We start from the raw sequence: 13,101 nt of genomic DNA on the forward strand, positions 1-13,101 counted from the left end.
AGCGCCCGCGCATCGACCCCGACCAGATCATCAAGAAGAAACCGGAACCGGGGCAGATACTCCCGCCACGCCTCGATCAGCCCCACATCCAGATCAACCAGGTCAGCCACCTCCACCGGCGCGGTCCAGGCACGGTCATTGTGATGCACCACCAACGGGATCACCACGGGCAGCCGGCTCGCCCTGGGATGGTCGGCCAGATAGCGGTCCCAGATCCGCACGACATAGCGCAGCATCCGGAACGCCATCACCGGGTCGTTACCGCTCTGATGCTCGATCAGTACGTAGACGAACGCCTCCCGGCCATCCAGCGGCACGGTGAACAACAGATCGGTATGCCGCCACCGCAACGTGGCATCAACCAGACTCCCGGGCACGAGCGCCAGCTTGTCCAGGTCAAGCCGGGCCACCAGCCCCGGTGGCAGTACCGCCCGCACCTGCGACGCCGCGTTCGACGGCGTCCCCAAAATCCGACGGAACACCGCATCATGAGGCGTGGACGGACCCGACATAACCGCACCGTACCGACACCCACCGACACACCAACCCACCAGCCCACAACCAGGCACCAGCCCACCGGCCACACGGAGCGCCCACTGTTCCCAGTCCGGATTACCGGCCTCGGCCGGGCCCCCCGCACAGGCCCAGAGCCCATAGCGGGCCGCCACCACCTACGCGACATACCGCAGAACCTGGACCTGCCGTCGTGCGGCAAGGGGCCGTCGCCCAGGGCCGGGGCCGGGAAGGCCGACTGGCTCGACGGGTTTGATGACGACGTCGAGTCCTGCAGCCGAGTCATCCTCGATGGCGGGGATGGCCGGCCGAAGATCATGAAGTGTCGGCGCAGGGGCAACCGGGTCTGGGTCGGCTCGCCTCCACACGTGCACCACCGCTTACGCGTGCACCACCGCTGCGACCAGCCGATGGTCGACATCAGCAACCACATCGCCTACGACGGGCTGATAGTCCGCGGTGTGGCCCGCCATCAGTAGGTGCAGGTGGGGGCTTCGGCCGGGGCGGGGGTCGTCGGCTCCGCCGACGGCGGAGCGCCGGTACCCGAGGCCGCCGGCGACGTGGCCACCGCACCGGGCGCCTGGCTGCCCGCGTCGCCGGGGACGACCCCGGTGAACGAGGATCCGACGATCAGTGCCAGCCGGGTCGCGGCCGGGTCGCGCTGGAGCTCGGAGCCGGGTACGGCGGCCTGCAGGGTCCGCGCGGCGGCATCCTGCCCCGGTCCGTAGACGACCTTGGAACTCGTGTGGTTATGCGACGATGCGTTGCCCTCATTGGACGCGTGAAAGCTCTGCTTGGTCAACGCGGTGACGGCGCGGGCGGAAAGCCCGGTGATCATTGAACCGTTGTAGACCGCCACGGTGATCTGCTCCGTCGCGGTGACGGCGGGGCTGCCGCTCGGCGTGGACACGGCCGGCGACGGCGACGGCAACACCCGGGCGGCGCTGTCGCGGACACGCAGCGGCCCAATGATACGCTCAAGATCATTTTTATCATAGATCTGGACCGCGCCGAGTCCTGGTAGCTCACCCGAGTCGCCGATGCCGCCCTCGGCACGGGTCGGGGCATGGGTTGGCAAGGTGACCACGTGGATGTTTCCCGCGGCCACATCCCGCATCCGGGTGGCCAGCCCACGCAGATCGACAATGCTCGTGTGGCTGTCGAGGGTGAGCGCGGACGTCACCGTCGACAGCAGCGACTCAAGCTTGCTCGGGCTGGTCAGCACCCCACCGGCCATCGTCTTACGGACGACGGCGCCGATGAACTGCTGCTGGCGCCGGATGCGGTCGAGGTCCTGCTCGGGCAGCCCGTGCCGCTGCCGGACGAAGGCCAGCCCCTGGCGGCCGTCCACGTGGATGGTCCCCGGGCCACCGAGGAAGCCACTCATCGGGTCGTTGGTGTTGGTGCTGACCTTTCGCACGTTGTTGTCGTAGAAAACGTCCCGGTAGGCCGACGGGAGGACACAGACCTCGACACCACCGATCGCGTCCGTGATGGCCCGGAAACCCGCAAGGTCCATGGACACGTAGTGGTCGATCCGGATGTCGGTAAGCCGCTCGACCATGTTCACCAGCAGGGACGGGCCGCCGTCGGAGATGGCCGAGTTGAACTTGGCCCGGTGCGCGGCGCGCCGATGGCCGTTCGCGTCGACGTAGTCGGGAATGGTCACCAGCGTGTCCCGGGGAAAGGACACCATCGTGCTGGTACCGTCTGCGGCGAGGTGGACGAGGATAGTCGTGTCCGAACGCTGGCCGGGCGCGTCACCGTAGGCTCCGTCGCTGCCGGCCCTGCTGTCGGTACCCACCAGCAGGTAGTTTTCGACGCCGTGGGCGGGAGCCGCTGGCCGCGGGCCGGTGAGGCCAAGCTCCACCCTGGTGATTTTTCCGTTGAGATGGCTGTAGAGCAGCCAACCACCGACGCTGGCCAGCAGGACGACGACCGAGAGCAGTACGAAGACCGCCCGGAGCAGTCCCGAGAAGACCCCGGGAGCGCCCTGCGCTGATGAACCGTGTGGGGCACGGGCCCGCGGATTGAGGCCGGGCGGTAGCGTGGCATCACCCGTTGCCAACGGCTGGCGCATCTCGCCTGATACCCGCCTCTCGTCCCACTACCCACCCATCCGGGACTGAGCGTATATAGCCGTCAGGGCGGACAAGAATCGGCGGCACCGTCGACGCCGTAGCCGCCGCCGTAGCCGATATGGTGCGCTGTGGTCCAGCGGTCTGACCAGCATCGGGAGCGCGGTCCGCGGCCTGGGGCGCTCACGCGGTTGCGCGCCACGCCGGTTCGTGCGCTCTCGGGCGGCCCCGGGAGCCTGGGTAGCGGCGCGGTGACGCTCGTCCTGACCGGCGGCCCGCGGCAACGACAGCGGCGCGGCCCCGCTCGCCTACAGTGATCACACCGCGAGGCGCGCACCCCAGCCCCGCGCTGCCACGCCCCCTGTTGCCGGTCGCTCCAAAGCCGCGGCCGGGCGTACCGTCACACCTGGACAAAACCGCCGGCCGGGACTCCCTGAGAGCGCGTTTGAGATCGTCATTCCGGCTCGCCGCGTCCAGGCGCCCCCTGGCTGCGTTGTCGGCCAAACCGATACAACTCATCCGGTATCGCTTCGGCCTTCCGCCTTGCCAGGGGGTGCCTGGACGCGGCTCACTGATCGAAAGCCCGATCTCAAACACGCTCTGGTAGCATTTCTTTTTCTACCGGATTCCACTTGGGCAATTCTTCAAAATAACACTCGCCCGTCACCGCCCGTTAGCTGCGCCAGGTATACTGGGCACGGAATTCCGGCGCGGAGGGTTCAATGGAGTTTCGGCATCTGGTATCTTTTCTGGCCATCGCGGATGAGCTGCACTTTGGCCGGGCGGCGAACAAGCTTCACCTCGCCCAGCCATCTCTGAGTCAACACCTGCAGCGCCTCGAGCGTGAAGTCGGTGTCAAACTGGTCGCCCGTACCTCCCACGAAGTCCGACTCACTCCGGCGGGGGTGGCATTCCAGACCGAGGCAAAACAAATACTCGAGCAGACCGGCAAAGCAGTGCAGGCCGCCCGCGACGCGTCCGCCGGGCGTGCCGGCACGATCAACATCGGCTACAACTTCCCGGCCGGTCATCGCGTACTGCGGCCAACCCTGATGCGGCTGAACGCCACCCACCCCGGGCTGATCGCCCATCTGTGGGAACGGCGCACGGGGCCCCAGCTCAAAAGCCTGCTCAACGGCGAACTCGACATCGGCTTCATATTCGGCACGCCGCCTACCAACGAGCTGCACTCCCGGGAGGTGCTGCGGCTGCCGCTCGCGGCCATTGTGGGCGAGCAACACGCCTGGGCCGCTCGCGAACAGGTTTCGTTCCGGGAGCTGGAGCACCAGGCCCTCGTTCTCTTCCGCCGCACCCAGTCCCCGGCGATGTACGACACCATTGTCACCACCGCGGAGCAGGTCAGAATCAGCTTGAAGATCGTCGCCGAGGTCGACGACCCGGGAGCGACCGCGCTGGTGATCAGCACCCGCCCGCTGGTGGGCTTCGCCTCGTCGCTGGAACGCGCCCGGACGGTCGGCAGCCCCGTGACTGTGGCGCTTGTCGACCCCGTACCGATGCTCTCCGTCCACGTTGTGTGGCGCCCGCGCCGGAGCAAGGTCGTCGACGCCCTGCTGGACACGCTGGAGGAAGCTGGGCCGTTCCAGTGAACCAGCCCGAGCCGGTCGTGTCCCCAGCGCCGCGGCACGCTCGCTGTTCATTTTTTGTTCCTATCACCTGATATCCGGCACCAATCGACGCTGGATATCCAGCATGATCGATCCAGTCGGCCACAACCGGCTGGCACACAATTTTCAATGCGTTTGCTCGCCGTACACCGACGGAGAGTTGAATGCAACCGTCCCTGATCGGCGTAACGCCGTGACAGAGATATCCAAAAAACCATCGGCACACGTACGCGGCCGGTTGTCGGCTGCATAGCCAACCTCGGCGCCCCGGGGAAGGTGCGATCGCGAAAGCCTCGGTGGATCGCGATGGCAATCCACCGAAAACATCGTCGCATGCATCCGGAGGCTGCCCAGAACACAAGGCCGAACCGGTAGCCGCCGGTTCGGCCCGGAAGGAGAGCCGGGAGTGTGAGCCGCATCCAGATCGACGGGCTGACCAAGTGTTTCAGCAAGGTCACCGCGGTGGACCGGGTGAGTCTCGACATCAACCACGGCGACTTCCTTGTCCTGCTCGGCCCCAGCGGCTGCGGAAAGTCAACACTGCTTCGAATGATTGCCGGGTTGATCGAACCGAGCAGCGGGCGGGTCCTACTGGACGGGCGTGACGTCACTTTCACCCCGCCCAGGGAACGTGATATGGCGATGGTTTTCCAAAGCTACGCTCTCTACCCACACCTGACAGTCGAACGTAATATCGGGTTCCCGCTGCGTTCACGCCGGCGCCCGCGCGCGGAGATCCGCGAGAAGGTACGCGAGGCAGCGGAGCTGCTTGAGCTGGCCGACCTGCTCGACCGCCGGCCCCGGCAGCTGTCCGGCGGGCAGCGGCAACGGGTCGCGGTCGGCCGGGCGCTGGTCCGCGATCCGGGCGCCTTCCTCATGGACGAACCGCTGTCCAACCTCGACGCCAAGCTGCGCACCGCCACCCGCGGCCAGCTACGGGCACTGCACCACCGGCTCGGCTCGACCATCGTCTATGTCACACACGATCAGGTCGAAGCCATGACCATGGCTACCCGGGTCGCGGTGCTCAACGCCGGCCGGCTTGAGCAGGTCGGTAGCCCCACCGAGGTCTACGACAGACCCGCCTCGGCGTTCGTGGCGGATTTTCTGGGCGCACCGCCGATGAACCTGCTCCCCGTACGGGCCGAAAGCCACTCCGGCCGTGTCCGGTTATTTGCCCCCGGTATCGAGGTCGCGCTGTGGGAGGCCGGCGATTTCCCCGCTCGTGACATTGTCATGGGGGTTCGACCGGAGCATCTGGTCACGGTCCCCACCACCGCGGAGTCACCGATGTTCCGCGGCCGGGTGGAGACGGTGGAGAACCTCGGGAGTGAAGAGGTCGCCCAGTGCGCGGTCGGTGACGCCACCCTGCTGGTGCGAGGACCTCGACCGCTTGGCCTGCGTCCCGGCGAGCAGGTGGCCGTTGACGCCGCCGCGGACCGGCTGCACATGTTCGACCAGGCCAGTGGTCACCGGCTGCGCTGGCGGGCGCCCGACGTCTCGCCCTCCCCACCGGCCTCCTTGTCCCCACCGTCTTCTTCCCCACCGTCTTCGCCTCGCGCGGTGTTCGCCTCGCGCAGCGCTCGTCCCGTGTAAGGAGCACCACACGTGAAAAAATCACGCTGTCCCGGCGGTATCGCGGCGGCTCTCGCCCTCGCGCTGGCCGCGGCCGCCTGCGGGGGGAGCAGCCCGGCCGCCAGCTCGCCCACGGCCGCCGCGACGGTCCCGGAACTCAGGCCCGACCAGCAGGTTTCGATCGTTTTTGAAAGCTACAACCTGGCCCAGGCCGGACCGTGGACCGACACCTTCACAGACATGATCAAAAAATTCCAGGTGGCTCACCCCAATATCACGGTGACGGCCCAGAAGCCCGCGACCGCGACCGCGAGCGGTTACGGCTCGGCCGCGGCCGCCAGCGTGCAGCGCCAGATCGCGGCCGGCAACCCGCCCGACGTCGGGCAGCTGGTCTTCGGTGACCTCTTCTACGCGGTGCGGGGGCTGGGGGCGACGCCGCTGGACACCGTGGTGGGCCATGACGCGGTGCAGGCGAACTTCGGCGGCACGCACCCGTTTGCAGCAACCGCGCGCACCCTCGGCGATGTCGACGGCAAAACCTACGGCATCCCGTTCGTCTTCTCCACGCCGATCCTGTACTACAACGCCAGCCTGTTCACCCAGGCCGGCCTCGACCCGGCCAAGCCACCGAGCACCTGGGCCGAGGTCAAGACGGCCGCTCTCGCCATCAGGAGCAGGACCGGCAAGGACGGCGCCTACATTGACTGCCTGACCAAGAAGGCCGGCGACTGGTGTTACCAGTCCCTGGTCGACTCCAACGGCGGATCAGTGATCTCCACCGACCGCACCAGGCTCACCTTTGCCGACCCTCCCGCGGTCGACGCCGTCACGATGGCGCAGGACCTCGTGCGGTCCGGCGCGACCCCGAAACTCTCCCAGGAGCAGGCGTACCCCGCGTTCGCACGCGGTGAGATCGGCATGATCCTGGAGAGCAGCGCGGCCGAGGCCACGTTCCGCAAGGGCGCCACCGGCGCGAGTCCGCCGTGGGATCTGCGGGCCGCACAGATGCCGAGCTTCGACGGCAGGACCGTGGAACCGACAAACTCGGGGGCAGCGCTGGTCATGTTCGCCAAGGACCCGGCCAAGCAGCGGGCCGCCTGGGAACTCATGAAGTTTCTGACCAGCGACGAGGGGTACGTCCAGCTCACCAGCAAGATCGGCTACCTGCCACTTCGCACGAGCCTGCTGGACGACCCCGCCGGGCTGAAGGACTGGGCGGCAAAGAACCCCCTGATCAAGCCGAACATCGACCAGCTCGCTCGGCTGCGGCCAGCGGTGGCGTTCCCGGGCGACAACTACGTCCAGATCAAGGACACGATGCTGGAGGCCGTCGAGAGCGTCGTCTACAGCGGGGCTGACGCGCGGTCCACGCTGGCCGCGGCTCAGGACCGGGCGACAAAACTGCTACCGAAAGCGTGACACCCGCTCCGCGGGCCGCGGGCACGACGTGGCTGGCCCGGCTCCTCGACCAGGTGCCGTCACGGCGGAACCAGCCGGCATGTTCGTGACACTCGCCGCTGTCGAGGCACCGGAGGTTCCCGCCTCGTACCCGGCGGCCCGGCCATCGGCCGCCCGCCGGGTACGCCGTGCGCTGCCGCCCTTCCTCTACCTCACGCCAGGCCTGGGCTGCCTGGCGGTCTGGACCTACCGCCCGTTGGCCGAGGCCGCGCGGCTGTCGTTCTATTCGTGGAACCTCCTGCCGAGCAGACCAAAAGTCCCGGTCGGGCTGGACAACTACGCCGATGTGCTCCAGCTCCCGCAGCTGCGGTCCTCATTGTGGCTGACGGTGACAATAATCGTCTGCCTACTGCCGTTCTCAGTCGTCCTGCCCACCATTGTCGCCCTGCTCACCCAACAGGTCCGCGGCCGCGCCAACGCGGTCTACCGCGCGCTCGTCTTCGCGCCGGTACTGGTCGCGCCGGTGGCAAGCGCGGCAATCTGGGAATGGCTGCTGGACCCGCGGCATGGCGGGGTGGACCGCCTGCTGGGCAGCCCGGTCAACTGGCTGCACGAACGCGGCCCCGCCCAGCTCGCCGTCATCGTCATCACCGGCTGGCATCTGCTCGGTTTCGCGGTCCTCGTGGTCGCGGCCGGGCTCGCCGGCATCAACGACGACTACGCGGCGGCTGCCCAGCTTGACGGCGCGACGCGGCGCCAGATCATCCGTTGGATCACGTTGCCGCTGCTGTCGCCGACCCTGGTGCTGCTGGCTCTCATGACCGTGCTGCTGTCCGGTCAGCTGACCTTTCCGCTGATCGACACACTCACCCAGGGCGGCCCCGGCGACGCGACGACCAACGTCTACTACCTGCTCTGGGAATACGGCTTCAAGAGCTTCAACGCGGGCCTCGCCGCCGCCGCCGGCCTGGTGTTCTTCCTGGGTTTCGGGATGGTCGCCGGCTGCCTCGTGTGGTTGTTCGAGAAGCTGAGCTTCCACGACAACTGATCGTCTCCTGATCGTCTCCAGTGACCGCCGGGAGCACCACGTCCCGATCAGAACACCGGCGGTTACAATATCTACGAGGAGTAACCGATGGCTGTCTCCACGACGGCAGTGACGGCAGCCGCGGCCGGCATGCCCGGCGAGCGCCGTGGTGAGGGCCGCCGTCCCGGCGAGACCGACGGCCCGGTCGGCGGCGGATCGCCGCTGGGATCGTTCATCGGCCATGCCGTGCTCACGCTCCTGAGCCTCGCGTGCGTCCTGCCGATCGGCTGGATGTACGCGACGTCGCTGCGGCGCCCCAGCGACGTCTACGCCACCTCGCCGCTGCCCTGGCCGCTGTCGGTCGGTAACTACCGGCACGCGGCGGAGGTGATCCCGATCGGGCCGATGCTGTTCAACACGTTCGCCGTGGCGGCGCTGACCGCGCTGGGGCAGCTCCTGACCGGTCTGCTCGCGGCGTACGCGTTCGCGGCCTGGCGCTTTCCCGGGCAGCGGCCGCTCTATCTGCTGTTCGTCGGGACGTGGCTGGTGCCGTTCCAGGTGACGATGGTGCCCAACTACACGCTGCTGTTGCGGCTGGGCCTGCTGAACACGCTCGCCGGAGTTGTCATCCCGACGCTGTGCACGGCGCTGAGCGTCCTGTTGCTGCGCCAGCACATGGAGAGCTTCCCCAAGGAACTGCTTGAGGCGGCCCGCATGGACGGGCGATCCTCCTGGTCGGTGCTGTGGACGGTCGTCGTGCCCAATCTGCGGCCCGCGCTGGCGGCGCTCGGCATCGTCCTGTTCATCAACGCGTGGAACGAGTACTTCTGGCCCGCGATGGTTCTCCAACGGGCGAACTCCATGATCCAGCTTGGGCTCCGTGGCTTTCTCGGGGGGACCGAGGGCAACGACTGGGGCGGTCTCATGGCCGCCTCAGGGCTCGCCTGCCTGCCGATCTTCGCTCTCTACGTGCTGCTCCAGCGGCACATCGTCAGCGCATTCATCCACTCCGGCCTGAAATGACCTCGTCACAGGCCAAGGGTCACAGGTCAAGGGTCAGCCAGGGCGAACGGGCACGCGACACGCAGACCATCATCGTCCGGCCGGCCACGCGCTCGCCCCGCGACAGCACCGAGTCCCGGTGGTCGACGTCACCGGCCAGGACGCCCGTCTCGCAGCTGCCGCAGGTACCCTCACCGCACGACCAGGGCACCTCAACACCCGCCGCGCTCAGGACGTCCAGCAGGGATTCGTGTGCCCGCACCCGCACGGCCCGCCCGCTGCGTTCGAGGAACACGTCGAACTCCTGGTCACGGGTGGGGGCGCCCACCACCGGACGAGGCTGGAAGCGCTCCATGTGCAGCCTGCCGGCCGGTCGGTCACCCCATTCCCGCTCGACCGCGGTGAGCAGGGCCTCGGGCCCGCAGCAGTAGAGCAAAGCGTCGGAGCCCAGCCGTTGGAGGATCTCGGCGAGCGGCAGCGGCCCGCGCTCGTCCTCGGGCCAGACGTCGACCCGGCCGCCGTAGGGCACGAGCTCGTCCAGGAAGGCCATGCGCTCGCGGCGACGCCCGCCGTACCACAACGTCCAGTCCGCGCCCTGCGCGGCGACTGTCCGGATCATCGGCAGCAACGGCGTGATCCCGATCCCGCCAGCGATGAACAGGTACCGGTGTGCCCCGGCAAGCGGGAAGTTGTTGCGTGGCTCCCCCACCGCCACCAGGGCGCCGGCCCGGACCTGCTCATGCAGGTGGCGCGAACCGCCGCGGCCCGGCTCCGCCCGCAGCACGGCGATCCGCCAGCGCGCGCGGTCGGCTGGATCTCCACACAGCGAGTACTGTCGTACCATCCCCGGAGCGACGAAAAGATCAACATGTGCTCCGGGCGTCCACGGCGGCAGGTCCGCGCCAGTGGGGTCGGCGAGGATGAACGACATCACGTCGGTGCTCTGGGCCGTCGCCTCGACCACCCGCAGCCGTGACCACCGCGCCCGGGGCACGGGCACGATCGGTGCTGTCAGGTCTTCTTCGGCGGGTGTGTGCACAGCGCCTCCTTTATCCACCGGCGACCAGGTCACCGACCAGCGAGGTGTCGTGACGCGCCGCGACGAAGACGGGATGCGTGAGCACCTGGGCGAGGAAGGAAGCGGTGGTGGCGACCCCGGGACCCGCGATGCGGAGCTCATCGAGCGCGCACCGCATCCGCACGATCGCCGAGTCACGGTCCGGCGCCCAGACGATCAGCTTGGCCAACAACGAATCGTAGACCGACGGGATCCGGTAGCCGGGGAAGACATGGCTGTCAACCCGGACGAACGGGCCGGCGGGCAGCTGGCACTCCGCCAGGACACCGGGTGTCGGCGCGAAACCACGGCCGGGGTCCTCGGCGTTGATCCGGCATTCGATGGCGACGCCCCGGGGGGTCACCGCGTCCTGGCTGATGGCCAGCTTCTCCCCGGCCGCGACCCGGAACTGCTCGGCGACCAGGTCGATCCCGGTGACCATCTCGGTGACCGGATGCTCCACCTGGAGCCGGCAGTTGACCTCCATGAAGTAGTACGCGCCGCTGGCGTCGACGAGGAACTCGAAGGTTCCGGCGCCGACGTAGCCAGCGCAGAGCGCACCGTCCACCGCGGCCCGGCCCATGCGCTCGACCAGGCCCTCCGGTAGCCGCGGAGCGGGTGTCTCCTCGATGAGCTTCTGGTGCCGGCGCTGGACGGAGCAGTCCCGGGCGCCCAGGTACACGGCGTTGCCGTGCTGGTCGCAGAGCACCTGGATCTCGACATGCCGGGCGGAGGACAGGTAGCGCTCAACGTAGACCCGGCCGTCGCCAAAGATCACCTGAGCGCTGGCGCGGGTCTCGGTGTAGGCACGCAGGAACTCGTCGGGCTCGTGGACGATGCGCATCCCCCGCCCGCCACCGCCCGCGGCCGCTTTGATGATGACCGGATAGCCGATCTCGTCGGCGAACGCCTGGGCTTCCGGGGCGTGCTCGAGTGCCCGGCGGCTGCCGGGCAGCAACGGCAGGCCCGCGTCGACCATCATCGACCGGGCGACGGCCTTGTCGCCGAGGCGTTCCATCACCGCTGCCGGCGGCCCGATGAAGGTGATCCCCTCGGCCTGGCACACCTCGGCGAAATCCGGGTTCTCGGACAGGAAGCCGTACCCCGGGTGGATGGCGTCCGCCCGGGTCAGCCGGGCCGCCTCGATGATCGCCGGGATGTTCAGGTAGCTCCTGCGGGCCGGGCCCGGCCCGATGTGAACCGCCCGGTCGGCCATGCGCACCACCGCGGAGTCCCGATCCTCGGTCGAGTAGACGGCGACGGTGCCGAGCCCGAGCTCCCGGCAGGCCCGCATGACACGCAGCGCTATCTCGCCGCGGTTGGCAATCAGGACTGTCGTGAACATCAGGTGCTCACACGGTCCGCCAGCGCGATCGAGAACAACCGCTGCCCGAACTCAACCGCGGCCGCGTCCGGCTGGATCACCTCGACGATCCGCCCCGGCTGGTCCGCCTCGACCGGGATCATCAGCTTCATCACCTCGATGATCGCGACCTGCTGGCCCGCGATCACTGTGTCGCCCTCGCCGACGAACGGCTTGGCCCCGGGCTCGGCGGCGCGGTAGAACGTCCCGACGGTCGGCGCGGTGATGTGGACGAGGTTCTCGCCGGGCGTCCCCTCGGCCGTGTCGCGCGGCTGCCCGGACACCGGTTCCGGGACCGGCCCGGCCGCCGTCACGACGGGGGCCCGCTGGACCGGCACGGACGCCGCCCGCGGCCGCTCACCATCGATGGCGCCGATCCCCGACTCAGGCTCGGGCCAGTACAGCTCGACCGCCACGTCCCCGGCGGTGACCCGGACCCGGCTGGGCAGCCGGTCGGTCTCGGCGCACAGGGCGACGGCGCTACGACGGACGGCGTCCAGCAGCGAGTCGACGGTCTCCCCCGCTGAGCGCAGGCGGGAAGCCGACGACGTTCCATTGATCGTGGTTGTGCTCATCAGACATGTCCTTACTCTCCGGGTCGCGTGCTCTCCTCGTGACGACCACCGTGCGGATGTGACGGGCCCGCGCCGAAACGGCGGAACCGGGCACGGCGCCGGGCCACCAGATCCGCCTGGCCCACCGACAGCAGCGGTCGCAGCGTGTCGGTCAGCGCATGGCGGATCGCGGTCGCGGCGTGCAGCGGGTCGGCGTCCGCGCCGCCTTCGGGTTCGGGTATCACACCGTCGATAACGCCGAGTGACAGCAGCTGGCGTGCATCGACCCGCAGCGCGGCCGCCGCCTGGGGCGCGGCCGCGGGATCGTTCCACAGGATCGCCGCGCACCCCTCCGGGCTGATCACCGAGTACACGGTGTTGGCGCACATCAGCACCTGGTCGGACACGGCGAGCGCGAGCGCGCCCCCACTACCGCCCTCACCGGTGACCACGCTGACCACCGGTACCGGTAGACCGCCCATCAGCTTCAGGTTCTCGGCGACGGCAACTGCCTGCCCCTGTTCCTCCGCCTCGATGCCGGGGTAGGCCCCGGCGGTGTCGATGAAGGTGACGACGGGCAGGCCGATCTTCGCGGCCAGCCGCATGATCCGAGCCGACTTGCGGTAGCCGGCCGGGGTCGGCATCCCGAACCTGTGCTCCGCCAGCTCCGCGACGGTGTGCCCCTTCTGGGTCCCGATCACCGCCACCGGGATGTCCGCCAACCGGCCCAGGCCCGCGACGATCGCCGGGCAGTCGGACGACCGGCGGTCGCCGTGGAGCTCGTTGAAGTCATCGATCATGAATGAGATGTAGTCAAGGGTCGTGGGCCGCCCGAGCCGCCGGGCCATCCGCACGACCTCCCAGGGATGGCGGACCGGCAGCGCCGCCGCCTCCCGGATGAGCGAGCCG

General features: G+C 68.7%; 11 protein-coding genes. 5 read left to right on the plus strand and 6 right to left on the minus strand.

The features are described 5' to 3' along the window. Both MJ785_RS13230 and MJ785_RS13235 read right to left on the minus strand, forming a co-directional pair. A partial coding sequence (locus tag MJ785_RS13230) for an Rpn family recombination-promoting nuclease/putative transposase (protein ID WP_239381164.1) occupies window positions 1-482 on the minus strand: 482 nt, incomplete at its 3' end. A gap of 503 nt (window positions 483-985) precedes the next feature. Further along, the gene (locus MJ785_RS13235; protein WP_239310727.1) at window positions 986-2,581 is read right to left on the minus strand and encodes an LCP family protein; all 1,596 of its coding nucleotides are present in this window, start codon (window positions 2,579-2,581) and stop codon (window positions 986-988) included. Window positions 2,582-3,313: 732 nt separating this feature from the next. Here MJ785_RS13235 and MJ785_RS13240 point away from each other — a divergent pair. The 5 genes from MJ785_RS13240 (at window position 3,314) to MJ785_RS13260 (ending at window position 9,239) form a co-directional block, all read left to right on the plus strand. Further along, window positions 3,314-4,198 carry a LysR family transcriptional regulator gene (locus MJ785_RS13240; protein ID WP_239310728.1) on the plus strand — a complete coding sequence of 295 codons (885 nt, stop codon included), beginning with the start codon at window positions 3,314-3,316 and terminating at the stop codon, window positions 4,196-4,198. Window positions 4,199-4,624: 426 nt separating this feature from the next. Continuing rightward, entirely contained in the window at window positions 4,625-5,812 is a 1,188-nt protein-coding gene (locus MJ785_RS13245; RefSeq protein WP_239310729.1) for an ABC transporter ATP-binding protein, read from the plus strand. 12 nt (window positions 5,813-5,824) lie between these two features. After that, window positions 5,825-7,210, plus strand: a complete 1,386-nt coding sequence (locus MJ785_RS13250) for an ABC transporter substrate-binding protein (protein ID WP_239381166.1) — start codon at window positions 5,825-5,827, stop codon at window positions 7,208-7,210. 79 nt (window positions 7,211-7,289) lie between these two features. Beyond that, the gene (locus MJ785_RS13255; protein WP_239310731.1) at window positions 7,290-8,237 is read left to right on the plus strand and encodes a carbohydrate ABC transporter permease; all 948 of its coding nucleotides are present in this window, start codon (window positions 7,290-7,292) and stop codon (window positions 8,235-8,237) included. Between the two features lie 87 nt (window positions 8,238-8,324). Further along, a complete protein-coding gene (locus MJ785_RS13260) occupies window positions 8,325-9,239 on the plus strand; it encodes a carbohydrate ABC transporter permease (RefSeq protein ID WP_239310732.1) in 915 nt (304 codons plus the stop codon). A gap of 19 nt (window positions 9,240-9,258) precedes the next feature. Here the strand turns inward: MJ785_RS13260 and MJ785_RS13265 are convergent, their stop codons facing one another. The 4 genes from MJ785_RS13265 to accA all read right to left on the minus strand — a co-directional run. Continuing rightward, window positions 9,259-10,257, minus strand: a complete 999-nt coding sequence (locus MJ785_RS13265) for a PDR/VanB family oxidoreductase (protein WP_239381168.1) — start codon at window positions 10,255-10,257, stop codon at window positions 9,259-9,261. Between the two features lie 10 nt (window positions 10,258-10,267). Then, window positions 10,268-11,620 carry an acetyl/propionyl/methylcrotonyl-CoA carboxylase subunit alpha gene (locus MJ785_RS13270; RefSeq protein ID WP_239346945.1) on the minus strand — a complete coding sequence of 451 codons (1,353 nt, stop codon included), beginning with the start codon at window positions 11,618-11,620 and terminating at the stop codon, window positions 10,268-10,270. Beyond that, the gene (locus MJ785_RS13275) at window positions 11,620-12,213 is read right to left on the minus strand and encodes a biotin/lipoyl-containing protein (RefSeq protein WP_239381170.1); all 594 of its coding nucleotides are present in this window, start codon (window positions 12,211-12,213) and stop codon (window positions 11,620-11,622) included. Before MJ785_RS13275 ends, MJ785_RS13270 begins: the two co-directional genes overlap by 1 nt. Before the next feature lie 11 nt (window positions 12,214-12,224). Beyond that, window positions 12,225-13,101 (minus strand): acetyl-CoA carboxylase carboxyl transferase subunit alpha (accA, locus tag MJ785_RS13280; protein ID WP_239381172.1); only part of this gene is annotated, 877 nt, incomplete at its 5' end.

Origin of the sequence: Protofrankia sp. CiT1 (assembly GCF_917627335.1) — a bacterium.
Classification (GTDB): Bacteria; Actinomycetota; Actinomycetes; order Frankiales; family Frankiaceae; genus Protofrankia.